25 protein-coding genes and 1 pseudogene are annotated in these 25176 nt (G+C 69.3%); 10 read left to right on the top strand and 16 right to left on the bottom strand.

What is annotated here, in order from left to right:
• The first annotated feature begins 677 nt into the window (after positions 1-677).
• Positions 678-1550: a diacylglycerol/lipid kinase family protein gene (locus tag IEY88_RS17155; protein WP_189155753.1), complete on the top strand. Its 873-nt coding sequence runs from the start codon at positions 678-680 to the stop codon at positions 1548-1550.
• Positions 1551-1904: 354 nt separating this feature from the next.
• Here IEY88_RS17155 and IEY88_RS17150 read toward each other — a convergent pair whose 3' ends face one another.
• Positions 1905-2096 carry a hypothetical protein gene (locus tag IEY88_RS17150; protein ID WP_189155752.1) on the bottom strand — a complete coding sequence of 64 codons (192 nt, stop codon included), beginning with the start codon at positions 2094-2096 and terminating at the stop codon, positions 1905-1907.
• Between the two features lie 517 nt (positions 2097-2613).
• On the opposite strand from IEY88_RS17150, the gene IEY88_RS17145 reads away from it, so the two are divergent.
• A complete protein-coding gene (locus IEY88_RS17145; RefSeq protein WP_189155751.1) occupies positions 2614-3069 on the top strand; it encodes a serine/threonine-protein kinase in 456 nt (151 codons plus the stop codon).
• 294 nt (positions 3070-3363) lie between these two features.
• On the opposite strand, the gene IEY88_RS17140 is transcribed toward IEY88_RS17145, so the two are convergent.
• Positions 3364-3675, bottom strand: coding sequence for a hypothetical protein (locus IEY88_RS17140; protein WP_189155750.1), 312 nt, complete (start codon positions 3673-3675; stop codon positions 3364-3366).
• 125 nt (positions 3676-3800) lie between these two features.
• Here IEY88_RS17140 and IEY88_RS17135 point away from each other — a divergent pair, with 125 nt between their 5' ends.
• The 3 genes from IEY88_RS17135 (at position 3801) to IEY88_RS17125 (ending at position 5285) form a co-directional block, all read left to right on the top strand.
• Entirely contained in the window at positions 3801-4049 is a 249-nt protein-coding gene (locus IEY88_RS17135; RefSeq protein WP_189155749.1) for a three-helix bundle dimerization domain-containing protein, read from the top strand.
• 111 nt (positions 4050-4160) lie between these two features.
• The gene (locus tag IEY88_RS17130; protein WP_189155748.1) at positions 4161-4412 is read left to right on the top strand and encodes a hypothetical protein; all 252 of its coding nucleotides are present in this window, start codon (positions 4161-4163) and stop codon (positions 4410-4412) included.
• A 99-nt stretch (positions 4413-4511) separates the two neighbouring features.
• Positions 4512-5285: an SDR family NAD(P)-dependent oxidoreductase gene (locus IEY88_RS17125; protein WP_268241250.1), complete on the top strand. Its 774-nt coding sequence runs from the start codon at positions 4512-4514 to the stop codon at positions 5283-5285.
• 152 nt (positions 5286-5437) lie between these two features.
• On the opposite strand, the gene IEY88_RS17120 is transcribed toward IEY88_RS17125, so the two are convergent.
• Entirely contained in the window at positions 5438-6139 is a 702-nt protein-coding gene (locus IEY88_RS17120) for an HD domain-containing protein (protein WP_229693467.1), read from the bottom strand.
• 603 nt (positions 6140-6742) lie between these two features.
• On the opposite strand from IEY88_RS17120, the gene IEY88_RS17110 reads away from it, so the two are divergent.
• From IEY88_RS17110 to IEY88_RS17100, 3 genes are read left to right on the top strand one after another with little or no spacing between them, the layout of a single operon-like run.
• The gene (locus tag IEY88_RS17110; RefSeq protein ID WP_189155744.1) at positions 6743-6934 is read left to right on the top strand and encodes a hypothetical protein; all 192 of its coding nucleotides are present in this window, start codon (positions 6743-6745) and stop codon (positions 6932-6934) included.
• A 9-nt stretch (positions 6935-6943) separates the two neighbouring features.
• The gene (locus tag IEY88_RS17105) at positions 6944-7447 is read left to right on the top strand and encodes a SigE family RNA polymerase sigma factor (protein ID WP_189156059.1); all 504 of its coding nucleotides are present in this window, start codon (positions 6944-6946) and stop codon (positions 7445-7447) included.
• A complete protein-coding gene (locus IEY88_RS17100) occupies positions 7447-7797 on the top strand; it encodes a hypothetical protein (RefSeq protein WP_189155743.1) in 351 nt (116 codons plus the stop codon). Before IEY88_RS17105 ends, IEY88_RS17100 begins: the two co-directional genes overlap by 1 nt.
• A gap of 86 nt (positions 7798-7883) precedes the next feature.
• On the opposite strand, the gene IEY88_RS17095 is transcribed toward IEY88_RS17100, so the two are convergent.
• From IEY88_RS17095 to IEY88_RS17045, 11 genes are all read right to left on the bottom strand, one after another.
• Positions 7884-10127, bottom strand: coding sequence for a GH39 family glycosyl hydrolase (locus tag IEY88_RS17095; protein ID WP_189155742.1), 2244 nt, complete (start codon positions 10125-10127; stop codon positions 7884-7886).
• A 106-nt stretch (positions 10128-10233) separates the two neighbouring features.
• A complete protein-coding gene (locus IEY88_RS17090; RefSeq protein ID WP_189155741.1) occupies positions 10234-11604 on the bottom strand; it encodes an FAD-binding oxidoreductase in 1371 nt (456 codons plus the stop codon).
• Between the two features lie 67 nt (positions 11605-11671).
• Positions 11672-12409 (bottom strand): ribonuclease activity regulator RraA, encoded by a 738-nt coding sequence (locus tag IEY88_RS17085; RefSeq protein ID WP_189155740.1) that lies wholly within the window; start codon positions 12407-12409, stop codon positions 11672-11674.
• Entirely contained in the window at positions 12406-13227 is an 822-nt protein-coding gene (locus IEY88_RS17080; RefSeq protein ID WP_189155739.1) for an SDR family NAD(P)-dependent oxidoreductase, read from the bottom strand. Before IEY88_RS17080 ends, IEY88_RS17085 begins: the two co-directional genes overlap by 4 nt.
• A complete protein-coding gene (locus tag IEY88_RS17075; RefSeq protein WP_189155738.1) occupies positions 13224-14384 on the bottom strand; it encodes a mandelate racemase/muconate lactonizing enzyme family protein in 1161 nt (386 codons plus the stop codon). Before IEY88_RS17075 ends, IEY88_RS17080 begins: the two co-directional genes overlap by 4 nt.
• On the bottom strand, positions 14381-16210 hold the full coding sequence (locus IEY88_RS17070) for a dipeptide ABC transporter ATP-binding protein (protein WP_229693466.1): 1830 nt from the start codon (positions 16208-16210) through the stop codon (positions 14381-14383). Before IEY88_RS17070 ends, IEY88_RS17075 begins: the two co-directional genes overlap by 4 nt.
• An 8-nt stretch (positions 16211-16218) precedes the next feature.
• The gene (locus tag IEY88_RS17065; RefSeq protein ID WP_189155736.1) at positions 16219-17772 is read right to left on the bottom strand and encodes an ABC transporter substrate-binding protein; all 1554 of its coding nucleotides are present in this window, start codon (positions 17770-17772) and stop codon (positions 16219-16221) included.
• Between the two features lie 37 nt (positions 17773-17809).
• A complete protein-coding gene (locus tag IEY88_RS17060; protein WP_189155735.1) occupies positions 17810-18682 on the bottom strand; it encodes an ABC transporter permease in 873 nt (290 codons plus the stop codon).
• 10 nt (positions 18683-18692) lie between these two features.
• Entirely contained in the window at positions 18693-19634 is a 942-nt protein-coding gene (locus tag IEY88_RS17055; protein WP_189155734.1) for an ABC transporter permease, read from the bottom strand.
• Positions 19631-20794: an alpha-amylase family protein gene (locus tag IEY88_RS17050; RefSeq protein ID WP_189155733.1), complete on the bottom strand. Its 1164-nt coding sequence runs from the start codon at positions 20792-20794 to the stop codon at positions 19631-19633. Before IEY88_RS17050 ends, IEY88_RS17055 begins: the two co-directional genes overlap by 4 nt.
• Complete coding sequence (locus IEY88_RS17045; protein ID WP_229693465.1) at positions 20784-21518, bottom strand: GntR family transcriptional regulator; 735 nt, start codon at positions 21516-21518, stop codon at positions 20784-20786. The genes IEY88_RS17050 and IEY88_RS17045 overlap by 11 nt, the downstream gene beginning before the upstream one ends.
• Before the next feature lie 105 nt (positions 21519-21623).
• On the opposite strand from IEY88_RS17045, the gene IEY88_RS17040 reads away from it, so the two are divergent.
• Positions 21624-23060 (top strand): aldehyde dehydrogenase family protein, encoded by a 1437-nt coding sequence (locus IEY88_RS17040; protein ID WP_189155731.1) that lies wholly within the window; start codon positions 21624-21626, stop codon positions 23058-23060.
• A 493-nt stretch (positions 23061-23553) separates the two neighbouring features.
• Complete coding sequence (locus tag IEY88_RS17035; protein ID WP_189155730.1) at positions 23554-24021, top strand: SRPBCC domain-containing protein; 468 nt, start codon at positions 23554-23556, stop codon at positions 24019-24021.
• A 71-nt stretch (positions 24022-24092) separates the two neighbouring features.
• Here IEY88_RS17035 and IEY88_RS17030 read toward each other — a convergent pair whose 3' ends face one another.
• Positions 24093-24344 (bottom strand): hypothetical protein, encoded by a 252-nt coding sequence (locus IEY88_RS17030; RefSeq protein ID WP_189155729.1) that lies wholly within the window; start codon positions 24342-24344, stop codon positions 24093-24095.
• A gap of 25 nt (positions 24345-24369) precedes the next feature.
• A pseudogene (locus tag IEY88_RS17025) lies at positions 24370-25149 on the bottom strand (amino acid transporter); the annotation flags it as partial.
• Between the last annotated feature and the right edge of the window lie 27 nt (positions 25150-25176).

Genomic DNA, 25176 nt, shown 5'->3' with positions numbered 1-25176 from the left:
TGAGACTGATCAGAGCACCTGACACTCGGCAGGATCCGTTCACACCGAAGAGGTCACTGGTTCGATCCCAGTATCGCCCACAGTGTATTTTACCTAGTCAGACGGCCTGTCGGTGATTATATCGGCGGGCCGTTTGCGTTACCGTGGGAACAATTTGGGAGCATGGCCTCCTGACCACATTCGCGACACCTAAGTGGTCACAGTGTCTGAGGCACGACTTCAGGCATTGCCTGCTGGTTCCAGGTCCACCCTCGTCCCGTCTCTCACCGGCGCTGCAGCGCCGCCAGCATCCGGCTGATCATCAAATCCGTCACGTGCGAGTAGCCGTCGTCAACGTCCTTGCGCTTGTGTCCCAGCCGCTCCAGACGCAGCACACGGGGCACGTCGTCTTCGATGAGCCAGGTCTGTGCGTATGACGTAGATCATGAAGGTGCATCTTGTACCGCTCGGTAAGTCATCGTCCCTGGTAGAGCGAGGGCCAGGGGCCGGACGGACACCCTTGTGGCCCTTTCCGCACCCGCGCCGGCGATACGGGGCGTGGCTGTAGACCGGCCCGGCCGGGTCAACAGCGGTTTGCGTGTCGCGTTTACGTGTGCGTTCGCCTGTCGCAGGGCATCCGGTCCGGTGTCGACCTCGTGAAGGCGGTTCGGGTGGATCCATGGCGTGACGGGCTTCGTGTGGCGGTGGTCGTTCATCCGGTCGCCGTGGTGGACCACTCCGGATTGCGCGACCTGATATCTCGGACCGCCCGGGACCGCGGCTGGTGCGAGCCGCAGTGGTTCGAGACCACCCGTGACGATGCCGGGACGGGGGTAACGGCGCTCGCCCTGCGCAACCACCCGCGGCTGGTTTTGGCGTGTGGTGGAGACGGCACGGTGAACGCGGTGGCCGCCGGGTTGGCGCACACCGGGGTGGCGATGGGAATCGTGCCGATCGGCACGGGGAACCTCGTGGCCCGGAACCTGGGAATCGGCAGCGGGGTGGAGGACGCGGTCACATCGGCGTTCGACGGGACGGACCGCCGCGTCGACATGGGCCTGCTGGACGGACGCCCTTTCGTCGGCATGGGCGGGATCGGCCTGGACGCGCAGATGGTCCGCGACACCTCGCCCAGGATGAAGCGCCTCCTGGGGTGGCCCGCCTATGTACCAGCGGTCCTCAAAGGTCTGAGGTCGGGCGCCAGTCGAGTGACCGTCCGGCTCGACGACGGCCCCTGGCTGACCCGCCGCGTCCTTGGGGCGGTCGTCGGCAACATAGGAGCCCTGCAGGGCGGGATTTCCCTCCTGCCAGAGGCAGATCCCGCCGACGGGCTCCTGGACCTGGCATTGCTGCATGACGTGCACACCAGGGGTTGGCTGGTCACGGCGGGGCGCCTGATCGGTTCCCGCCGGGTGGACGGGCCGGCGGTGGAGCGGTTCCGGTTCCGACGCTTGGAGTTGCGCAGCAGCCGCACCAAGCCGTTCGAGGTCGACGGAGAAGTCTGCGGGACAACCAAGTCACTGAAGGTCGAAGTGAACCCCGCAGCGCTCGTCGTCAAGGTGCCGGCATGAACTCGGCGACCCCGTCCCGAAAGCTGTCGTCGGTCGCTGGCTGTGATCCGCATCCCGGACGACCGCAGGAGTGCTGGTGCGGTTGCTGCGCGAGCGTGACGACCTGCGCGTGATGAGCAAGCGGGAGTCGAGGGTGCTGCACTCCCCGGTGTGGACTGGCAGTCCGCGCACGCGGCATCGACGAGCCGGGGTGAGCCGAGGCGTTGCGATCCTCGCCGAGCGCGGATGCGGCGCTGCTCCCACTGCACAGGCCCAAGCCCATATACGCTTCTTGTTGCAATCCTTGCCGAGCTCGCCGAGGCTCGCGATCTGGCCCGCGAGCTCGCCGGGCTGACGCAAGGACAGGCCGACAGCTCATGGTGCGATCAGCTCGAGGACGAGTACCGCGACGTCGGCGTCAGCCACGCCACGACGGTGCGACAACTGGCACGGTGGCGCCTCGTACACCCAGACGCTCCAGGACTGGACGACCTCACCGAACTCGTCGCCGATGTGGAACCGGTCCGCCAGCGCTGCTGCAGCAGCTCGCGCGGCTGTGCTGCGCACGCGGCACGGACGGAGCCCACTTACCCTCCGGTAGGCCCGGAAGAGAGCTGATTCGCGGGGTGGGAGTGCATCGCGAGCTAGCGTCAACATCGACGACAGTGGTGAGCCTTGCTTGCACGACACAGTTCCGCAGGCCATACGTGATCTAGCACCCGTGCTTTCGGCCCGACACCACTCGGAATGCTTGGGTTCCAACGTGGACGTCAGATCGAGTACCGGCTTGCAGGAGGTAACCAGTTCCCTCACTGGAGACTGCGTGACCATTTGTGATCGTTCGGCTACACGGCAATGTCGTCCGCCGCGGATCGAACTCGTTGGGAGACCGCCCTGGGCGGACAGGGAGGTCCACCGGCATCTGAGTGAAGAAGGACCGCTCCCCGGTTCGCCCACGTACGATCACCGCGTCCAGAACGGGGCGCGCAGGCACGCCCGGCTACATCGCACCCGAACGACTGCAGTCCGGCACGAAGGCCGACCATCGCGCGGACGTCTACTCGCTCGCCGTGGTGCTCTACGAATGCCTGGCGGGCGTCGGCCGTTCGTGCGGGACAACGACATGGCGGTGCTCACCGCGCACGTGCTCGACCAGCCGGACCCGTTGCCGGACCACGTTCTCGCTGCGCTGCGGCAGGTGGTGCTGAAGGGTCTGGAGAAGGACCGGGAGCGGCGCTACCAGTCGGCCGGCGAGCTGGGCGCGGCGGCGCGGGCGGCGATCGACACGATCATCATGCCCGCGGTCAGGACCTCGCCACCGCCGGCCAGGCGCACGCCGCGCGGTCTGGTGTGGGGTGCTGTCGCCGCGCTCGCCGGGGCGGGCGCGGGGCTCGTGCTGGTGCTGAACGGGTTGGTCGACCGGATGTGGCGGCCGGTGACGCCGCTGGCGCTCGCGGTGGCCGGGACGCTGATCGCGTTTGGAGTGCTGGGCGGCAGCAGCTCTGCGGAGCCGACCAAAGATCTGAATCAACGGCCGTGACGGGAACCCGGCCGGACCGATCACACGTCTCACCCGCAACCAGAGTCTCGGAGGAATGATGGCGCGGCGAGACAGGCTGCGTTCATCAGGTACATCTCGATCGCACTCGGCGTGGTGCTGATCGCGACCGTCGGGTTCGTCGTGCTCGACCGGTACACGGCCGAGCAGCGAGGCGGCTGCACGGGGCAGCTCACCGACGTGCGCGGTGTAATCGGATCGGAGAAGGAGGCGTTCTTCGCCGACCAACGGGTGCGTGACCGGCTCGCCTGCGCGGGACTGCGGGGCACGGTCGACTCACGCGGGTCGCGGGAGATGTTGGCAGCGCTGAAGAACAACGGCTACGGCTTCACTTTTCCTGGCCAGCACACCGGCCGCACAGAAGATCATGGCCGAGTTGAAGCTCACCGACTCCTCGTCGCCCAGCCACAGCAAGAAGGCGACGAGCGCCCCGCCGGCGAGCGTGAGCCCGAGCCTCCACTTGCGACCGTCCTGCTCGACGACCCGCTCGGCGGTGAGCCACCCGCCGTACTCGGTGCCGCGCTGAACAACCCAGTCGCTCGATGTCGCCGCCAGCTCTGCCACTGTCCGCGGCCCTTCCCAAACCACCCGGTCAACGTAGCCCGATCGGCCGACCAGTCGCGGGAGACCGCCCCGCTCGGCCGACGACGTCGTTTGACTTCGAGCACAGTCGGGCAACCAGGTGGCGCCTGTTCCGACCAAGAGGAGGAGCCGTGGTCAGCACCCTCGAAGGGCATGTCGTCCGCGATCCGCACGACCTCCACGCGGAGGTCGAGGCACAACTGGAACTCGCCGCCGAGGAAGTCACCAGGCGCTGCGGCGACACGGTGGAACCACAAGCCGTGCGCCAAGCAGTGCACGACGCCTACGACAGGCTGTCAGAGGAAGCGAGCTGCCAGAGCTTCCTCCACATCCTCGCCGCCAGGGCCGCACACAAGGAACTCTGCGAAGCCGGCAGCTGAGACACGGCCGCCGAGGGCCACCTCCTTCAAGCGGAGGTGGGCTTCGGCGGCCACCTGCGCCACCGCGGTCGGTAGGTCACCAAAGGCCTCAGCGCTCACTCTGTCGCCGTCTTGACGCTGCTGACGCCCTGCCTTCTGGTTCAGCGACTGCGAGATCCTCAGACCTTGCGGTACCACTGCTCCGCATCGCTGCCCGGCGACCGCTGGACAGACGACATCCTGCCGCTGGTGCTCGACCCGGCCGACCCGCTCGGCACGCTGGACCTGACCACGCACCGCATCCCGCTCGCCGACGCCACACGCGGGTACGAGATTTTCCGCGCCAAGAGCGATGGCTGCATCAAGGTCGTGTTGACCCCATGACCGGGCGGGTCGTGCTCGTGGTCGGAGCCAGCAGCGGGATCGGGCTCGCCGCGGCGACGGCGTTCGCCTCTCGCGGGGAGGACCTCCTCCCGTAGCGGCCTGGCACTTGACGCCACGGACAAGGCCTGCCGCGCGGTGGGAGCCGGCGCGGTGGACGTCGTCGTCGACGACATCGCCGATTCCGGTGGCGCCGCCAGGATCGTCGCGAGGACGCTGGACCTGCACGGCAGCATCGACATCGTGGTGCACAGTGCCACGGTGCTGGGATACGGCACCGTGGAGTCGATGCCCGCGGAGGTGTTCAACACCGTCGTCGACACCGCGATCCACGGCACGCTCCACCTCGCCCAAGCGGTCCTGCCTGTCCTGCGCCGTCAGCGCAGAGGTGTGTTCATCGCGGTGAACTCCCTGCTCGGCTCGATCACCGTCCCGCAGATGGGCGCCTACTCGACCGCCAAATGGGGACAGCGCGCGGTTCTGCGCACCCTGCAACAGGAAACCCGCGACGAACGCAGGGTGCACGTGTGCATCGTGAGCCCCGGTAGCGTCAACACACCGGTGTACGACCAGGCCGCCAACTACACCGGTCGCGGCACGGCCACCGATCCGGTTTTGAGTCCTGACCGCGTAGCCGCCGCGATCGTCCGCTTGGCCGACCGGCCTCGGCGACACGTCTCCGTTCCAGTCGGCCCGGCCAATCCGTTGATCATTTCGGCGTTCCGTTGCCTGCCGAGCCTGTACGACCGGCTGGTCGGGCCGCTGTTCCGTCTCGCAGCACTGACGAGAAAAACCGTTTCGCCCAACCCTGGCAACGTGTTCAAGCCAGTAGCGGCAGGCGAGAGGGCCTTTGGGCGTTGGCCCGTCAAGCGGTGACGTGTTCAGCGGCGTGATCGCGACGGCGGCCCGGAACGCGTTCGTGCGGTGTGCATCTCGCGGTGGTGGCCAGCGACGGCCTTCTCCGGATTGCGGTTGAAGTGGGCGACGTTCGCCCGTCGGAGATGGTCATGGAAATCCAGGCGCGCGGGTCACTCCGGGAACGGGGCCGCCAGCACGGCTTGCTCAATGGTGGGAACGGGGAACCCTGGAATGTACTTGCGTCCTACCTCCGCGAACGGGTGCAGGAGGTACGCCATCGGTTTGCGCCCGCACTGGTCGATGATGTTGGCGACGGCTTCACGCTTGAACCCGAGGCGCGGATAAGTCTCCAGCACTTCGGCCACGTCGTCACGATCCAGCTGGTCCAGCCCCTGACCGGAGACGTCCACACCGGCGCCGGCCGCCACCGCGGCGATCTCCGGCCGTTTCCGCGCCGCGATCGTGAAGTTGGTGTGCAACGCGATCGCGTCCCAGACGACCTCCGCACGGGCGGTGCTCATGCCGCGTTCCCGCAGGAAACGCCGTGCCACGTCGGCGCCGTCCAGTTCGAACCGTTCACCGGTGGAGATGAAGCGTTCGACGAGGCCGAGATCGTGCAGAGCTGCGCCCACGAACAAAAGCTCGCGGTCATACCTCTGACCCGTGCGCTCAAGCATCAGCACGCCGAACTGATAAGAACGCATCACATGACCGAACAGCGTCGGAGTGGACACTTCACGCGCGAACTCCATCGCCTGACGGGCCAACTCCGTATCCGGGATGCGAAGCCCCGTCGTCGGGTACCGGACCGGCTGCGCAGCGGCGGCCACCGGTGCCGCGCCCGCGACGCCGAGCAGGCCGGCCGCTGCCACGACCCGCGCACCCGAGAACAGCAAGCCGCGACGGCCGACCCCACTTTCAGAAGACGAACCTGACTCGTCAGCGCTGTCAATTCCAACAGATCCCATAACCGCAGCCTAGGGTCGGCGTTGCAGCGACGGTCTCGGCTAATTGCCAATTTTCCACGGATTCGCGCCATCTACGGGGACTGCGTCCAGTGAGTACGCACTCCGCGCTGCTCTCATATGAATGAGACCTCATGTCGGCCGAAATCGAAGGCACGCCACGTACCGATTGGCACGTAGTCGACTTCACGCTGGTGTCCGGCGCCCGAGCCAGGAGCACCCGGCCCGTCGAGGTCGCGAAGGCCGGGATCCGGGTGCCGACCGACACGTTGACGCTCATGAGCAGACCGCAACGAAAACCTGCAGCTGTCCGAACACACCGGACACTCCACAGAGGACGAGACCTCCGCACACGGAGAGGCGTCAGGATCGCCGAGCGCCCGATGTCTGTGGCACTCGCACGTGCCGGCGGTGCGATTGAGAACACACGGGCAACCAAACCGGCCTCCCATCGCATGGATAAGGGTGAGGGCGTCTGCCAGGCGCCACTGATCCTCGGGGAGAATCGCGGTGCGAGCGGGCCAGGTGATCGCAGTGGCGGTGTTCCTGCTCGCCCTCGCGGTCATCGCCGTTCCGGTGCTCGCGCTCCGTGATGTGGAACGAGCTCCGGAGCAGCGGCCCACAGTGATCCGCACGGATGACATGACGTGGCAGAGGACGCCGTCGTCCGTGCCGTCCTCGCCGCCACGGCCCGTCAGATAGGGGACGACGCTGAGCTGGGAAACCGAGTTCGCCGAACTCTTCGACCGGTGTGCGGACTCGATGCGGTTCACGGCCTATCTGCTGTGCGGCAACTGGCACGAGGCGGAGGACGTGATGCAGTCGGCGTTCATGAAGCTCTACCAGGCCGGACCGAAGCTGGCTGACCGGAGCGGGATCGAGGCGTACCTGCGGCAGGTCGTCGTCCGGACCTTCCTCGCCGAGCGCAGACGCCTGCGCTGGCGCAGAGAGGAGCTGACCGACGCACCACCAGAGGAGGTCTTCGACACGCCTGGTGCCGAGGACGGTCTCGTGGTGTGGGAGGCGTTGTCCACGCTGCCCGCGCGTCAGCGTGCGGTGCTGGTGCTGCGCTACTGGAACGACATGAGCGTGGAGGACGTCGCCGCCGCACTCGGGTGTTCGACCGGCACGGTGAAGTCGCAGAGCAGCAAGGGGTTGTTGACGTTGCGGGGCAAGCTCGGTCCTGGGTTCGGCCGGTCGAGGCTGGAGGCCTGATGGTCCACGAAGACGAACTGAGAGCGATCTTCTCCGCGCTGCGGTCGCAGACGGCACCACCGGGTTCCAGTTCCGCCACCGACCTGATCAGGTGCAGCCGGGCGAGGCAGTCACGGCGTCGTAGCGCCGCGGTGACGGGAAGTGTCGTCGCCACGGCGGGGATCCTCGTGCTGGCACTGGCTTTCCTGCCCGACACCACCAGCACGCCGGTGGATCCCGGCCCGTCCCTGCAGGCGCCGACATCGACGACGGACAGCGTGCTCACCACTCCCAAGGGAGTACCCGACTCGTACCGCACCACGCCGGGCGTCCCGGTCACCACCACGGGAATGGCGCCACCGGCGACATGACGACGGATGCAGCCGTGGTCCAGAGTGGATCCACGATGCGGAACTCCGGCGCCGGAAGGGGTGTGCCCTTCCGGCGCCGGAGTCCGTCAGCCGCCGGTGATCGAACGGTCGGCGATCACGACCGGTGTGTTGCCGATGGGAACCCCGGTGATGGTGAGGGAGCTGCCGTGCCGGGACACGGCGCTCGGCGGTATCCGGTAGACGGTGCCGGTGGTGAGGTCGACCAGACGGGGGTTGCTCATCTTCGCGTCGCGGAAGGTCACCGTGACGGGTTTGGTGGCCCGGTTCTCGTTCGGCACGCGGTCGGGTCGCGATGCGATGTCGATCTCTTTGCCGGTGCTGTCGTAGCGGGGTTGCTGCGCGGGGTCGCCACCGAACCACAGCGCGACCGCGTGCTGACCGGAACCGTTCTTCTCGAACGCCCGCGCCGTGACGGTCCGGTCGCCGTTGCCGGAGGTGGTGAAGTCGAAGCCCTGGATCGGCGACTTCTTCTTGATGTCGTCGGACGGTTCCAGCCGTGTCACGGGGCTCAGGGTGTTGTCGAACAAGGCAGCCACGTTCTGCACGCCGTAGTACGACCTCTTCGTGTAGGTCGCCTTGAGGCCCGAAGTGGCCGCGACGAGTCCCTTGGAGTTGATCTGGGGCGCGCTGCTCGGCGTCCACCGGTACCACAGGTCCACGGTGCCGAGGAGTTCCGTGCTGATGCCGACGCCGAGGTCTCCGACGACCCGGCGCAGGTCGTAGGAGTTCTGGCTGTACTCGGTGAAGGTGTCCTGCCCGAACGCCCCGACCGAACCCGCCGTGCTCGGCGCGCCGTTCTCCCCCTGGCGGATCTCGATCGCCGGGGAGTACTTGGCGAGCACGGTGCGCAGCGCGGCCATCGAGTTGTAGAGCGCCGGGTTGTCCGGGTAGTTGCTGTACGGGTGGTAGGAGAACCCGTTCACCAAAGCGATCCGGGCGGCCTGCTTGGTCGTGTCGCCGTCCGCCTCGCCCTCGTCCTTGGCCGCCTTGAGAGCGGACATGAACTTGTCGGCGAAAGCCACGTCGAGGCCGTACTCCACGCCGAAGAGCACCGCGTCCGGCTGCTGCTGCCGGACGATCGTGGCCATGAGCTTGTAGTAGGCCGCGTAGTCGGCGCCGATGGTCGAGGGCGCGTCGGGGTGGTTTGGCTCGTTCCAGATCTCCCAATGACGGACGCCGTAGCCCGCGCCGCGGCCCTGGTACCGCACACCGCCGGGCTTGTACCGCTCCACCATTGCCCTGACCCAGTTCGCGTTGACCTCCAGGCCCGCGCCGCTCGGCAGGGGCGCGCCGAGGTTCGCGCCGCCGGCCGGGATCCCCTTCTTGCCGTAGGCCCAGTTGCCGTACGACACCTGCAGCCACGGCTGGATGCCGGCTTCGAGGAGCGCGTCCACGATCTCGTCGACCGTCGTCCAGTTGTACTTGCCGTCGGCGTTGGCCTCGACGGCGTTCCATTCGGGTTGGACGCGGCAGGTCGTGGTGCCCAGCGCGAGCAACTGGTCGCGGTACTCGGAGAACTTGGCGTACTTGCGGCCGGTGGTCTCGCAGCCGGACAGCAGTCGTGACGAGCCGATCTGCTTCGCGGTGCGGGGTGTGACGGTCCCGACAGGGGTCCAGCCGCCGGGCGCGGGTGAGGCGAAGACGCGCACGTCGTCGATCCACACGGTGCCGACGCTCTCCCTGCTCACTCCGATCCGGAGGTCGGTCAGGGTGCTTGTGCCGACGCGGAACGAGAGGTCGGCGGCGATCTGCTTGCCCTTGAGGAAAACGCCGTACTTCCGGGCGGTGGGCTGCGCCACGATCCGCAGGTCGAGCCACTCGTCGGCTCGGTAGGTGCCCAACTCCACGCGCTTGGCCCCGTTGTAGGTGTACAGGCGGCCTGCGGCGTCCACCGCCACGGTGGCCGCGTCACCCGCCGGTCCCCTGAGGTGCACGCCGATCACCGACGTCGTCTGGGCGGCGCGCAGCCGCGCGGCGGCGACGAGGGTGGACCTGGTGGTGCCCAGGGAGCGGGTGACCACCATCGAGGCGGTCGTCGAGTCGTCCTGCAACCGCAGGCTCCGTTCGAGTTCGGAGACCTGCTGCACGGTGGCGGTTCCGCCTTCGGGCGAGGCGGTCCACCCCGCCGGGGACGAGCCCACGTCGCCGGTGAACGCGTCGGTGATGTCGGCGCTGTCGGCAGCGGCGGCCGCCGGTAAGACGGACGGCGGTGTCGCCGCCGCCAACGCCGCGGCCACGAAGGCGGCGGCCAGCCGGCGAGGACGGCGACGCGAACGGCCGGTCGGAGTGACGTCTGCTGGTATCGACACTGATACCTCCTGGGGTGGGAGTGGGTGAGCGACCGCGCGCCGGGGGCCGGCGTCGTTCAGCGCGACGCCTGGTTCCGTTGTGCGGGAGAAGGGTGGGGACGGCCCGTCAGTGGAAGACGGCTCCGGGGTTGAGCAAGCCGTGCGGGTCGAGCGCCTGCTTGACGGATCGGTGGACGGCCAGTCCGGCCTCACCGATCTCGCGGGCGAGCCAGTCGCGTTTGAGCCGCCCGATCCCGTGTTCACCCGTCACCGTGCCGCCGAGCGACAGGCCCAGCGCGAGGATGGAATCGAACGCCTGGCGAGCCCTGTTCACCTCGCCAGGGCCGGAGAACACGATCGTGGGGTGCATGTTGCCGTCACCGGCGTGACCGACCACGGCGATCGTCAACTCGACCTCCGCCGAGATCTCCTCGCAGCCAAGGATCAGTTCGGCAATCCGGGTGCGGGGCACGCACACGTCGTCGACGAGGAGGGCACCGCGGGCTTCCAACGCGGTGAGGACGACCCGGCGTGCTTCGAGCAGCATCGCGCCCTCGGCCTGGTCGTCGGTCGTGTGGGTGAAGAGCGCGCCGTGCTTCTCACAAAGGCGCTCCACGGCCGCGAGGTCGTCGCCGGCGGCGGGCCCGGCGTCGGACTGGCACAACAGCAAGGCTTTTGTCCCGTCCCCTGCGCCCAGGTCGGCCCGCAGGTAGGACTCGGCCGCCTCGATCGACACGGCGTCCATGATCTCCATGAGCGACGGCACTACACCCGCGCGGACGACCTCGGCGACCGCGAGGCCCGCGTCCTGGGCCGAGGCGAACGCGGCGACGAGCGTGCTCGGTGCCGCCGGTAGGGGACGCAGTGCGAGCGTCGCCTCGGTGATGACGCCGAGGGTTCCCTCGCTGCCGACGAAGAGACTAGTCAGGTCGTACCCCGCGACACCCTTCACAGTGCGCCTGCCGGTCCGCAGCACCGACCCGTCCGCGAGCACGACTTCCAAGCCCAGCACGGAATCCGTGGTGACGCCGTACTTCACGCAGCACAGGCCGCCCGCGTTGGTGGCCAGGTTCCCGCCGATGGTGCACCAGTCGTAGCTGGACGGGTCGGGTGGGTAGAACAGGCCGTGGTCAGCGACCTGGTCGCGCAGGTGTTTCGTGACCACACCCGGTTGCACCACGGCTATCCGGTCGTCCGGGTCGATCTCCAGCACCCGGTCGAGCTTGGTCAGCGACAGCACAACGCAGCCGTCCACGGCGTTGGCGGCGCCGGTCAGTCCGCTGCCCGCACCACGCGGTACGACGGGCACACCGTTCTCAGCACAGGCGCGCACCACGGCTTGGATTCCGGCGGTGTCGATCGGCAGGACGACGGCGAGGGGGCGCCCTGCCGGAACGAGCGGCATCATGTCGCGCGCATACGAGTCGGTGACGTCGGGATCGGTGAGGACGTTGCCGGAACCGATCTCCGCGCGCAGTCGATCGAGCAGGCTGTCCATGGGGTTCCTCGGGATCGGGCGGCGAGCGGGCAGGGCGGGTGACGAGCACCGCCCGCTCGCCGACGGCTCAGGAAGCGGCCGCGGACGGCCGGGTGGACGCGCGGTAGGCCAGCATGGTCGCCTCGTCGGGCGGGTAGGTGCCGCGCAGCGGAGCACCGCCGGCGACACGCTGCTGCAGGAACGACTCGAGCTCTTCCTGCTCTCGTGCGGGGTTCGCGATCGCCGCTACGAGGTGGCGCGGCACGCAGACCACGCCGTCAGCGTCGCCGAGCAGCACGTCACCGGGGTAGACGGCGACTCCCGCACAGCCGATCGGCAGCTGCACGTCGACGGCGTGGTGCAGGGCGAGGTTGGTCATGGCCGCCGGGCCGGTGGCGTAGACGGGCATGGGCAGTTCGTCGATGCCCGCGATGTCGCGCAACGTGCCGTCGGTGACGAACCCGGCGGCGTGGCGGGCCGCGAGGCGCGTGAGCAGGATGTGCCCCGCGGAGGCCGCCCGGCCCTCGCCCCGGCAGTCGACCACGAGGATCTGGCCGGGGCCGACGGATTCGACGGCCAGGCGCTGAGGGTGGTCGTAGTCGTCGAACACGTCGAGCACGTCGATGTCCTCGCGCGCCGGGATGTACCGCAACGTGAAGGCCTCGCCGACCATTCGCTTGGTGGGACGGCCGTAGGTGCGCAGTCCGGCCAGGAAGGTGTTGCGCAGCCCCAGCTTGAACAGCTGGGTGGTCACGGTCGCGGTGCCCGCCTCCGCGAGTGCGCCGAGGTCGTCGGGATCGAGCGGGATGGTGGAGCTGTCAGTCATCGGTGCCGGCTTTCTGCTTCGTGTTCGGATGGCGGCGGGTCGAGGGTCGGGTCCAGACCGGTGGGACGGGCCTGCGCGGTGAGGCCGCCGTCGGTGGTGATGACCTGACCGGTGATGTAGGCGGCGTCGGGCGAGCACAGGAACGCGACCACCCCGGCCACGTCGGCGCCGGTCCCGACCCGCCCGAGCGGTACGGGTTCGGCTCGGGCGCGTTGCTGTTCTGGTGAGAGCGCGTCGAACCGGTCGTTGGCGATCGGTCCGGGTGCCACGGCGTTGACGCGGATGCCCACCGAAGCGAGGTCGACGGCGATGGCCCTGGTCGCGGCCTCGACCGCGCCTTTGCCCGCGTCGTAGGCGATGGTGCCGAGGTGGGCGCGGGTGGCACCGATCGAGGAGATGTTCACGACGGCTGACCCGGGCCGCATTATCTTGGCCGCCGCGGCCGTCGCCAGGAAGACGCCGCGCACGTTGACGGCGAAGCTGCGCTCCCAGTCGGCCGGGTCGAGGTCGACGAGGCGAGCGCGCCCGACCATGGGCAGGGCGGCGTTGTTGACCAGGAAGTCCAGCCTGCCGAACGTGGCGAGCACCCGTTCGAAGGCACGGTCGACCGCTTCACCGTCCGACACGTCCGCCGGGCAGGCCACCGCCTGCGCCCCGGCGTCGCGCAGCTCGCGGGCGGTGGTTTCGGCTTCGTCGGGGTCCGGGCCGTTGACGGCGACGGCGGCGCCCTCCCGCGCCATCCGCAGCGCGATGGCCCGGCCGATGTTGCGCGCGCCGCCCGTAACAAGAACGACCTTGCCGGAGAAGCGCTGGGTCACGGTGTCACCTGCTGCCGGTCCACCACGGCGTCTGCGGTGGTGTGCCGCCAGGTCAGCGGGCCCGCGCTGGCCTCGAGGAGGTCCGGGTCGAGCTCCATGCCCAGCCCGTGGCCCTCGGGCACGTGCAGCCGGCCCTTCTCGTACCGCACCGGCTCGCGCACCACGTCGCGGGTGTAGAGCAGCGGGCCGACCGGGTCGCTGGGCAGCGTCGCGGCCGGCATGGCCATGGCGACGTGGGCCGCGGCGGCGGTGCCGATGGACAGTTCCTGGGTCGTGCCGATCAGGCAGGTCTTCTCCGCGGCCTCGGCGATGGCGAAGATGCGCCGCGCAGGGGTGATGCCGCCGATGGCGATCACGCTGACGTTGAACACGTCCACCGCGTCGGCCGCCACGAGGTCGAGCGCCCACCGGTTGCTGTAGACGTGCTCGCTGATCGGCACGTGCAACCTGTTGCGCGCGTACGCGAGTCCGCGCACGTCGTGGTTCGGTGCGGGCGCCTCGACGAGCCCGTAGCCGACGTCGGCGACCCGTTCGGCGAAGGCGCAAGCGGACTTGGCGTCGAGAAGGTTGGAGAAGTCCAGCGACTTGATCGTGAGCCGGTCACCGAACCGGTCCCGCGCCTCGCGCAGGAACCGCTCGTCCAGTGCGAGGTCGCGGCCCACGTAGACGCGGAAGAACTCGAAGCCCTCGTCCAGCCTGCGGTCGACCATCGCGAGGTTGCGCTCGACGTCGGCTTCGCTCTGCTGCCGGAACACGGGGTAGGCGATCGGCACGGAGTCGCGCACCTGCCCGCCGAGCAGCTGGTACAGCGGCAGGCCGAGCACTTTGGCGGCCAGGTCCCAGACGGCGATGTCCACGCCGCACTTGATCGCACGGCTCTTGTCGTAGATGTAGCCGGCCTGTGGGAAGTTGGCTTCCAGCCTGCGTTCGACCTCCGTGGTCTGCAACGGGTCCAGACCGACGAGCAGGTCTTCGAGGGTCGCGGCCAGTTCGGGGATGTCGAAGTGGAACCGCGGCAGGTGCTGCAGGTCCGACATCTCCCCCAGCCCGACCAGGTCGGTGTCGGTGAGCAGTTCGACCATCACGTGCCCGCAGGTGATGCTGTTGTGCCGCGGGGTGTTGACAGTGGTCAACCGGACCCCGGTGATGCGGGTCATGCCGTGCTCCTCTGGGGTGCCGTGGGGTGTCCTGGCGCCATGGCCAGCAGTGAACGGGTGTAGTCGTGCTTCGGGTCCTGGTAGATCTCCTCGGCCGGGCCGGCCTCGACCACCTGGCCGTCGCGCATCACGGCGATGTCGTGCGCGACGGACCTCACGACGGCCAGGTCGTGAGTGATGAAGAGGTAGGCCAGCCCGTGCTGTTGCTGGAGGTCGGCCAGCAGGTTGAGCACCTGCGCCTGCACCGACACGTCCAGCGCGCTGACCGCCTCGTCGCACACGATCAGCTTCGGCCGCAGGGCCAGTGCCCGTGCGATGGCGATCCGTTGCCGCTGGCCACCGGAGAACGCCGTCGGGTACCGGGTGAGCGCACCGGCGTCCAGCCCCACCTCACGGAGCAGCCGGACGAGTTCGGCCTCGTCCGTGTCCAGGCCGTGGACCTTCATCGGCTCCGCCAGGAGCTCGCGCACCCGCATCCGGGGATCCAGGCTCGCGTAAGGGTTCTGGAACACGACCTGGACGTCGCGTTGCAGGGTTCTGAGCTGGTCACGGTCCGGCCTCGTGACGTCGATGCCGTCGTAGAGGACTGTGCCCTGGTCCGGTTTCTCCAGGCGCAGCAACATTTTCGTGAGGCTGGTCTTGCCCGATCCCGACTCGCCGACCAGTGCCACTGTCCGCCCGCGGGCGACCGACAGGCTCACGCCGCGGACCGCGTGCACGTGTCCGGTGACCCGTCGCAGCAGACCTCCGCGCATCGGGTAGCTCAGCGACACGTCGTCGAACTGCGCCAGGACCTCAGCGCCGGCCGCTGGTCCGCTGTGGATCGCAACAGCAGGCGGCTCGATGGAGGGACGCTGCTCGACGAGGAGACACGCCGCGCTGTGGCCCAGGCCGAGGTCCACCCGCACCGGGCGGGTGGTGGAGCAGCGTTCGACGGCCACCGGGCACCGCGGCTGGAACGGACATCCCTCCGGACGCTCGCGGGGGTTCGGCGGCCGCCCGCCGATGGCGGTCAACCGCTGCCGTGCGGGCCCGTCCACACGAGGTGTCGCGGCGAGCAGCGACTGGGTGTAGGGCATCCGCGGATCGCCCAGCACAGTCGCCGCCGCGCCGGTCTCGACGAGGCGCCCGGCGTACATCACCGCGACGCGGTCGGCGTGACCCGCGACGACACCGAGGTCGTGCGTGATGAGGATCAGCCCCATGTCGAGGTCGGTGCACAGCGACCCCAGCATTCCCATGATCTCGGCCTGCACCGCGACGTCGAGCGCCGTGGTGGGCTCGTCCGCGATCAGCAGCCGAGGCCGTGCGGCGATCGCCAACGCGATCGCCGCACGCTGCCGCATACCTCCGGACAGCTCGTGCGCGTACTGCCCGAGCCGCCCCTGCGGGTTGGGCATCCGCGCCAGGTCCAGTGCTTCCACCGCCCGGCGCCGGGCCTGCTCGCGGGACATCGGCTCGTGGGCGCGCACAGCGTCCGCGATCTGGGTGCCGATGGTGAGCAACGGGTTCAGGGCGGCGCTCGGGTCCTGGAACACCATCGCGACGGTGCTCCCCCGGACCCGCTGCCACTGCCGCTCGTCGAGTCCGACGACCTCGGTGCCGTCGACGAGCACGGACCCGGTGGTGGTGCACGTCGGTGACGCGGGGTTGAGACCGAGCAGGCTGAGTGCGGTGACGGTCTTGCCCGACCCGGACTCCCCCACGACCGCGAGGGTCTCCCCTGCGTCGAGGTGGAGGTCGACGCCGTCGACCACCCGGACCGGGTCCTGCCCCGGCCGGCCGGCGAACGAGACCGCGAGATCGGTGACGCGCAACAAGCTCATGGATGTCCTCATCGGTCGAGGTAGGCCTCGTCGAGGCGCCACTGGCCGTCGACGTTGAGCACGACGCCCTTCAGCGCGGTGCGGTGGATCAGCGGGGACTTGGCCTGGTGCAGGAAGGTCCAGTAGCGCTGGTCCAGGATTCGGCGCTGCACATCGCCATAGGCCTTGCTGCGCACGACCTTGTCGTCGGTGCTGCGGGCGAGCAGGAGCACGTCGTCCAGCGTGCTGTCGGTCAGACCCGACCAGTTGTTCGAGCCCTTGCTGGTGAAGTACGGGTCGAACACCAGGGAGGGATCGAGTCGCGGTACGTCGACCACCAGCACCGCGGCGTCGAAGTCCTGCTTGCGCATCCGGTCGAGCTGCGTCTGCAGCTCGAGCACCTCGGACTTCACGGTGAATCCCGCGTCGGAGAGCTGGGCCTGGAGCAGTTCGGCGATCGTCGGGTCCGGTGCGCGCCTGCGGGCCAGCACGGTGATGGACGTGGGTGTGGTGACGGCCGCTTTGGCCGCCGCCTGGTCGAAGGAGGGCGACGTGATCGAGTCGTCGTAGTACCAGTCCTTCTTCGTCGCGAACGACGGCACGAGATCGAACTGGTCAGACGCCGCGACCTTGCCGATGGCGGATCGGTCCACGGCAGCGGTGAACGCGGCGCGCATCTTGGGGTCGTTGAACGGTGCGCGAGTCGTGTTGAGCGCCACGTAGTACGACCGGCGCACGCCGACGTCCTCCATGCTGACCTGCTTGTCGGAAGCGAGTTGCGCGAACTCCTCCGGCGGCAGGGCGCGCACCAGCTGGACACCACCGGTGGCGAGCTCCGTGCGCAGCACCTTGGGTTCGGTGATGAACCGGACCACGACCTTGTCGAGCCTCGGCAGCTGGTTGCCGTCGGAGTCCTTGGCCCAGTAGGAGGTGTTGCGGTTGACCGTGAGCTGGACCTTGGAGCGCCACTGGTCGAACGTGAACGGCCCGGTGCCGACGGGGTTGCGACCGTATTCGCCGCCCTTGGCCTTCAGCGCGGCCGGCGACACCATCATGCCGGGCTCGTGGGCGAGCTGGACCAGCAGCAGCGGGTCCGGGTCCTTCAGGTTGAAGCGCACGGTCGTGGTGTCGACGACCTGCACCGTGGCGACCTTGCTCAGCGCACTGGTCTTGGTCGACTTCGTGGCCGGGTCGAGCACGCGGTTGATGTTCGCGGCGACGGCCTGCGCGTCGAACGGCGTGCCGTCGTGGAACTTCACGCCGGTGCGGAGCGTGAACGTCAGCGCGCGAGGTTCTGCTTCCCACTTCTCGGCGAGGGCGGGCACGAAGCCGCCGTCGCGGTTCTGGCGCAGCAGTGTGTCGTAGAACAGGTTCAGCACGCTGCGGTCAGAGGAGATCTGGCTGGAGAACGCGGGGTCCAAAGTGGTCGGTTCGTTGTCGAACCCGACGGACACCGTGCCGCCTGTGCGGGGCGCGTTGCGCGGACCGGTGGAAGCGGAACTCCCGCACGCGACGGTGGAGGCGATCAGGACGGCGGCGAGGCCGAAGAGTGCGGCACGCCGGGTTGTGCTGGGGTGGGACACGGCAGCGGATCCCTTCACGGGGGCGGAGGAGCGAAGGTCAGCGGATCGGGGACAGCACCGGCCGATGTGCGTCGAGCGCGTCGCGCACCGCGTCGGCCAGGAGGTTGAAGGCGGCGATCGTCAGCAGGATCGCGAGGCCGGGGAACACGCTCAGCGCCCAGGTGGAGTCGAGGTGCGCGGTGCCGGAGGCCACCATGCCGCCCCAACCGGGCTGGGGTGGCTGCACGCCGAGCCCGAGGAAGCTCAGCGACGCCTCGGCCATGATCGCGGTGGAGGCCTGCAGGGCGGCGAACACGAGGAGGGTGCCGGCCAGGTGCGGCAGCAGGTGCCGCACGAGGATCGTCGGGGTGCCGACACCGACGATCCTGGCGGCCGACACCCACTCACGGGTGCGCAGGGACAGGACTTCACCACGCACCAAGCGGGCGAAGCGTGGTGTGGTCACGACGGCGATGGCGATCAGCGCGTTGCGGAGTCCCGGTCCGAGTGCCGCGACGACGGTCAGCGCGAGCACCAGCAGGGGGAAGGCGAGCAGGCCGTCGGTGACACGCATGAGCACCGAGTCCACCCAGCCGCCCCGGTAGCCCGCGACCAGGCCGAGCGCGGTGCCCAGCACGAGTGCCAGGCCGACGGCGATGGTGGCGACCTCGAAGGTCACCAGCGCGCCGGCGATAACGCGGACGAGGATGTCGCGGCCCAGTTCGTCGGTGCCCAGCAGGTGTGCGGCGGAGGGCCCGGCGAGCAGGTTGTCGGTGTCGGTGTCGGCGACCGCGTCGTCGAGGAACGGCGCGGTGGCCGCGGCGAGCACCAGCAGCGCGAGCACGGGCAGGGCGAACCAGGCACGTCGGTCGCGGCGCAGGCTGTCGAGCACGGGCCGCTCGCGCGGCGGGGACTTCGTCGTCATCGCCATGGTCGGGCTCCTAGTAGGTGATGCGCGGGTCGAGCCGCGCGTAGACGAGGTCGGCGAGCAGGTTGACCAGCAGGACGAACACCACGACCACGAGCACCGCGCCCTGGACGATGGGCAGATCCCTGCTGAAGATGGCGTTGACGATCAACGTGCCCATGCCCGGCACGGTGAAGACCGCTTCGGTGACCACGGTGGCGCTCATCAGCGCGCCGATCTGCAACGCGGCCACCGTGACGACCGGCACCACGGCGTTGCGCAGCGCGTAGACGGTGACGATCCTGCGCTGGGCCAGTCCCGAGGCACGCGCTGTGCGGACGTAGTCCTCGCCGAGCGCGGCCAGCAGCGAGCCACGGGTCTGCCGCATGATCACCGCGATGATCGTGGACCCGATCGTGATCGCGGGCAGCACCATGTGCAGCAGGTTTTGCAGCGGGTCCTCGGTGAACGGCACGTATCCCGACGGCGGGAGGATGCGGAGCCAGAGCCCGAACACCAGGATCAGCAGTGCCGCCAGGTAGAAGTGCGGCGTCGACAGGGCGAACACGCTGGCCGTGGTCATCACCGCGTCGGTCTTGGTGCGACTGCGCACCGCGGCGATGATGCCCGCCGGGAGTCCGATGAGGACGGTCAGCACGATCGCGATCAGGCCGAGTTCCACGGTCGCGGGCAGCCGGTCGAGGATGACGGCGCCGACCGGTTCGTTGGTGAGCCAGGACCGGCCGAGGTCACCGGTCAGCGCACCTCCCGTCCAGTTCAGGTACTGCAGCCACACCGGGTCGTCCAGGCCGAGGTCTGCTCGCAACGCGGCCCGGTCGGCCTCACTGGCCTCCTGACCGAGGATCTCCGTGGTGGGATCGCCGGGCAGCAGCCGCAGCAGCGCGAACAGGACCATCGAGACGACGATCAGGACCGGCACGAGCTGCGCCAGCCGGCGGATCAGGTAAGCCGTCATCGGGACGTCTCCCCCGTGGTGACGAGCGCGGACGCGCGGCGCTGGGTGGACAGGTCCCGCAGCCGGGCCGCGGGAACGAGGTCGTAGAGGTACAGCGCGAGCGCGTCTGCCCCGTGCGCGAGCGCCAGATCCGTGACGGCTCCCAGCACCGCGCTGGTCGGGGTGGCGGAGTGGAAGAGGCTCCAGCCGACGGTCAGGTGGGTCGCGACCGCGGCGGCCGCCTCGAGTTCTCGTTGCAGGGCACCGAAATCACCGGACAGGTCGGTGACGGTGAGCCCCGCGCGGGTGGCCGTGAGATCGCCGAGACCTCCCGCCGTCTTGCCTGCGCAGCCGTGGGGGTCGGCGGTGGCGCGCACGGAGACCGGGGTGCTCCCGGCGGCGTCGACGGCTGCCGTCACCAGGTCACAGCTGACCCGCGACCGGACTCGGAGCACCGCTTGGTGGAGCTGGGGTCCGAGCGCCGAGTCGACGTCCTCCACCGGGTCGGTCGCGGCCGGACGCGGTTCGGCGAGTTGGGTCCGGACCGCCGTGGCGGTCCGTTCGGCGAGTTCGGCCGGGTCCACGCCTGAGTCGTTGAACTGCGCCGAGCACGCCAAGCAGACGCACAGCGACAACAGCCACCGGTCGGCCGGGCGGAGCGCGGTGCCCACCTTCTCGTGTGCTCCCTGGTGCTCCCAGCCGAGGTAACCGAACGCCTCCAGTTCCAGCCGGGACACACCCGTGGCCCGCGCCGCACCCGCCACCAGGGCGCGGGCGAACGCGACGACTTCCGGTCTCGCCGGGCACAGCGCGTGCCGGTACCGGTGGCCGAACGCGTTGCGCAGGGCCAGATCGGGGCGGCGGGTGGCCATCTCCGACTGGTGCAGACCGACCAGCCAGCCGGACGCGTCGAGCCCGGCCGACCTCAACGCCCCGACCACGCCCGCGGACGAGTCGTCCACAACGGACTGGTCGAGCAGGTCCGGGTCGTCGGCGCGGAAGAAGCGTCCCGCGTCGAGGTGGACGACGGCGCCGGGATCGCTGGTGGTGAGCAGCCAGCGACCGCTGTGGTAGGCCAGCGCGAGGACGACTCCGTCCGCGCCCGTGGCCGCGATCCGCGCGGCTTCTCCCTCCCGGTCGGACCGGAAGGAGACCGGGTGGGCGAAGAGATCAAGCTTCATGGCCCGCGTCCGCCTCGTGCAAGGTGTCCGACAGCGTCTTGGCGGCCTTCTCGATGTGCTCGCGGGCCAGCCGCTCGGCCAGGTCCGCGTCGCCCTGCTCCACAGCGGCGAGGATCGCGGCGTGCTCGGCCGCCTCCTGCTCGAAGGTGGCCCGCAGCCGCCACCCGGTGGTGGCCGCGAAGGCGGTCAGATCCTGCAACTGGTCGAGGAAGTCGCACAGGAACCCGTTGTCCGACGCCGTGTACAGCACTCGGTGGAAGGTCCGGTTCGCAATGCCCATCCCGGTGCGGTCGCCACGAGAGGCGCAGTCGGCCGCCTCGCCCAATGCGGCGTGCGCGGCGGCGTGCTCGGTGGCGCCGAGCCGCTGCACGGCAAGGCGAACCGCGGACGGTTCGGTGCTCGCTCGTGCGGCGTACAGCTTTTCCACGTAGTCCGCGTCCAGTTCGCGCACCCGCACGCCTTGGAACGACGCCACCTCGACGAGGCCGGTGGACCGCAGCTGCTTGAGCGCTTCGCGGACCGGCGTCTTCGAGACGCCGAGCATGTCCGCCAGCTCACGCTCGACCAGCGGCTGTCCTGGCTGGAGCACGCCGTCGAGGATCGCCCGGCGCAACGCCTCGCACACCACGTCGGCGCGGGACGCGGGCGTCTGGGCGGGAGGCAGCAAAGCGGCCAGCGCTGCTCCGTTGACCGGCGCGCGCGGTGAGCTTATGGTCCGGGTCACATCTCCGTACGGCATACCGGTATGTTGGTATACCAAGATACCAAGCGCAAGTGTCGGCGCCGGAAATTCTGGATTTCGTCGATCTGCCCAGCACTGCGAGGTCTGATGCACACCACATCTGTGACCGGCCGAGTGTCCGAGGTGACCGCGACCGCCCTCGCGGCATCTCCCGCTCTTGCCGCGTCGTCACCACGTGACCGCGCCGACCTGCTGCACCGTCTCGCGCAGGTACTGCAGGAGCACCGCGATGAACTCGTCTCAGTCGCCGACCGCGAGACCCACATCGGTGCGGCGCGCCTCGGCGGCGAGGTGGACCGCACCCGGTTCCAGCTGACCGCGTTCGCCGACGTGGTCACCGATGGCGCTTATCTCGACGTCGTCGTCGACCGGCCGATAGCGGGTCCGCCGCCCGCAGGCCGGCCCGACATCCGCCGGATGCTCACCCCGCTCGGACCGGTGGGCGTGTTCGCGGCGTCGAACTTCCCGTTCGCGTTCTCCGTGCTCGGCGGCGACACCGCCAGTGCCCTGGCCGCGGGATGCCCGGTGGTGGTCAAAGCCCACGAGGGACATCCGGAGCTGTCGGAACTGACGTGCGCACTGGCCGCGGACGTGCTGCCCGACGGCGCGCTGTCGCTCGTCACCGGCCGGGATGCGGGCCGGGCGCTGGTGGTGGACCCGAACATCACCGCCGTGGGGTTCACCGGTTCCGGCGCCGGTGGACGCGCGTTGTTCGACCTCGCGACCGGCAGGGAGGACCCGATCCCGTTCTACGGCGAGCTGGGCTCGGTGAACCCGGCCGTCGTCACCCCTGCTGCCGTGGCGGCTCGCGGAGAGGAGGTGGCGAAGGCGTTCGTGGCGTCGTTCACCCTCGGCTCGGGCCAGCTGTGCACGAAACCCGGCCTGCTCTTCCTGCCCGCAGGACACGGTCTGGACGAGGTCCTGCGGCTCGCGGTCGCGGAGGTCGCGCCGAGGCTCCTGCTGGGCGCCTGGATCCGGGAAGGTTACCTGGCCTCGGTCGGCGAGCTCGCACGGCGAAACGATGTCCGCGAGATCGTGCCGTTGCCCGGGGGAACGGAAGACGCGGTTGCACCGAGCCTCTTCACGATGTCCGCTTCAGCCTTGCGGGAAGGACCGGTCGCGGAGTGTTTCGGCCCGTCGGCGGTGGTTGTGGAGTACGAGTCCGACGAGGACCTGCTGGCCGCTCTCGCGACGCTGCCCGCGAGCCTGGCCGTCTCCGTGCACGGAGAGGCCGAGGAAGAACTGGCGTTCAAGGTGTTCCGCGCGGTGCAGACGGGCCGGGTGGTCTGGAACGGCTGGCCCACGGGCGTGTCGGTCACCGCGGCCATGCACCACGGAGGGCCGTGGCCCGCGACCACCGCGCCGTTGCACACCAGTGTCGGCGCGACCGCCATCAACCGGTGGCTGCGCCCGATGGCCTACCAGGACGTGCCGGACGTGCTGCTACCGCCGCCCCTGCGCCGGGACAACCCGTGGCACGTACCGCGCCGAGTCGACGGCGAGTGGTCCCGGCGGCCGGCGTGACGCAGCCGAGCGCGGTCGACCCGGAAGTCCACCGCCGATGGCCGGTGACCACGCCGTGGTCACCCTCTCGCCGCGGACTTCCGGCCAACGGGCTTGGGCCGGGTGTGCTGGAACCCGGTACCACCTGGCACTTCTCCCGGCAGGTCCGCGGGACGCCGTCCCCACTCGACAAGACCATCTCCAGCGCCAGTCGGCCGAGCTTCTCGAGATCCACCCGCACGGTGGGTCAACCGGGGCGACATCGGACCAGCAGTTGGCCGCTGGACGCACGGTCGTGCACGGAAAGGCGACAGCACTGGACGGGTCGGTCGCCGAAGCGGTGCTCACCGGGCGAGAGGCCTACCTGTTTCACCCACGCCGCAGCCGAACTCCTCGCCCGCACAGGTGCCGGAGCGGCGGTGCCGGGCTACCGGACGCCCGCCCAGGTGCACGAAACCGACCTCGCGCTGACCGTGCGCGGCACCAACCTGCGTGACCTCGCCAGGAGACCGTCATGACCATCCACTGGCCACAGGGCTTGTCACCAGAGGAAACCTTGGTGCACACCCGCAACGAACTGGTGGTCGACACCGATGTCGACGTCATCTGGAAGATGCTCGTCGACGCCCGCTCCTGGCCCGACTGGTACCGGAACACACGCAGGATCCAGCTCGACGACGTGACCGAGCTCGGTCCAGGCACCCGGTTCCGCTGGACCACGTTCAACGTCCGGGTCGACTGCATCGTCACCTTCTTCGACCCGCACCGCGAACTCGGCTGGACGGGGACCGCGTTCGGCACGCAGGGCCACCACCGTTGGCTGCTCACACCGCAACCCGACGGGACGACCCACGTGGTCACGGAGGAAACCCAGCGAGGACTCCTCCCCGCCATCGCGGGCCGATGGCTGCGCCCCTGCCTGCTGCACTGGCACCAGCGATGGCTGGAAGGATTGGACCTCGGCGGATCGGTCCGCCCCTGATTCGACACCACACACGGGCGCCGGACTCTGACCGAGTTCATCTCAGGAGGTCACGAACATCCGAGCAGATGTCACTCCTGCAGTTCGGCCAGCACGTCGGCGGCGTCGCTGTTGCCCAGCGCCGCCAGCCTGCGCAGTTCGTCGAAGTCTTCGCGCTCACTCGCGAGTTCGACGAGCTGGTCGGCCGCGTCGGTGCTGCCCGCCTCGGCGAGCCGCCGCAGCTCGTCCACGTCACCGGCCTCGCCCGCGAGCTCGACCAGCTCGTCCACCGCGTCCTGATCGCCCTCGTCAGCACGGCGTCGCAGGTCCGGCCAATCACCCATCGACGCAGCCTAACGGCCGTGGGCTTCAGCCGCCGACGTGGATGCCGGGCCTCCGGCCGGGATCGCGTTCGCTGGCCCGGATGATCTCTCGTACGACCGGGGCCGTGTCACCGCGGCCGAGGAGCAGGTAGCGGAAGAGGTGGCCCAGCGGATTGCCTTCGCTCCAGGCGAAGTGGCAGTGCGGCCGCACCCCGGTGGCGTCGCGCAGGGCGAGCAGGATCGCGGCGATGGCGTTGGGTGCGGCGGGGCTGCCGGCGCACAGGATCCGATGTCCGTCGACCTCCACCCCGCGCACCTGCAGGACGTCGCTGAAGTCGGAGGGGTCGACCACGTCGATCTCCAGGAAGATCACGTCTGCCGTACCGGGTACGGGGTTGGTCCCTCGTTGCTCGGCCTCCTTCTCCGCGTACTCGGTGGCGTCTCCCGCTTGACGGCGGTTGGCGATGATCGTGAGAGCACCGTCGTGGATCAGCGAGTCGGTGACGAACCGGCGGGCTGTCTCGTCGAGTTCGATGTGCTCCACCCGCAGCTCGGTCGTCCGGGTGACCCGGGACACCAGCGAGATGGCGATGATGCCGAGGATGAAGAAGAGCGAGATGGTGATGCCGTCCGGTTTCTCGATCACGTTCTCCACCAGGGCGTAGAGCAGGATGAGCGTCAGCACGGTGAACGCGACCGCGGCCCATCGCTATCGCCGCCGGACAGCGGAGATGGTCACGGCGACCGATGCGGAGACCATCATCGCCAGGATGCCGGTGGCATAGGCGCCGGCCTGGGCGTTGACGTCGGCCTTGAAGATGATCGTGAATTTCGACCATATGCCCGAACTCCG

Origin of the sequence: Lentzea pudingi, from assembly GCF_014646255.1 — a bacterium.
Taxonomy (GTDB): Bacteria; Actinomycetota; Actinomycetes; order Mycobacteriales; family Pseudonocardiaceae; genus Lentzea; species Lentzea pudingi.
This window is presented reverse-complemented; position numbering and strand designations above follow the sequence as displayed.

Bases quoted from the DNA above. Each gene is read 5' to 3' on its own strand.
- IEY88_RS17055 (WP_189155734.1), bottom strand. From the start codon at position 19,634: ATGACGGCTTACCTGATCCGCCGGCTGGCGCAGCTCGTGCCGGTCCTG.
- IEY88_RS17050 (WP_189155733.1), bottom strand. From the start codon at position 20,794: ATGAAGCTTGATCTCTTCGCCCACCCGGTCTCCTTCCGGTCCGACCGG.
- IEY88_RS17040 (WP_189155731.1), top strand. From the start codon at position 21,624: ATGCACACCACATCTGTGACCGGCCGAGTGTCCGAGGTGACCGCGACC.
- IEY88_RS17035 (WP_189155730.1), top strand. From the start codon at position 23,554: ATGACCATCCACTGGCCACAGGGCTTGTCACCAGAGGAAACCTTGGTG.
- IEY88_RS17075 (WP_189155738.1), bottom strand. From the start codon at position 14,384: ATGACCCGCATCACCGGGGTCCGGTTGACCACTGTCAACACCCCGCGG.
- IEY88_RS17030 (WP_189155729.1), bottom strand. From the start codon at position 24,344: ATGGGTGATTGGCCGGACCTGCGACGCCGTGCTGACGAGGGCGATCAG.
- IEY88_RS17090 (WP_189155741.1), bottom strand. From the start codon at position 11,604: ATGGACAGCCTGCTCGATCGACTGCGCGCGGAGATCGGTTCCGGCAAC.
- IEY88_RS17145 (WP_189155751.1), top strand. From the start codon at position 2,614: ATGCCTGGCGGGCGTCGGCCGTTCGTGCGGGACAACGACATGGCGGTG.
- IEY88_RS17100 (WP_189155743.1), top strand. From the start codon at position 7,447: ATGGTCCACGAAGACGAACTGAGAGCGATCTTCTCCGCGCTGCGGTCG.
- IEY88_RS17060 (WP_189155735.1), bottom strand. From the start codon at position 18,682: ATGGCGATGACGACGAAGTCCCCGCCGCGCGAGCGGCCCGTGCTCGAC.
- IEY88_RS17085 (WP_189155740.1), bottom strand. From the start codon at position 12,409: ATGACTGACAGCTCCACCATCCCGCTCGATCCCGACGACCTCGGCGCA.
- IEY88_RS17070 (WP_229693466.1), bottom strand. From the start codon at position 16,210: ATGAGCTTGTTGCGCGTCACCGATCTCGCGGTCTCGTTCGCCGGCCGG.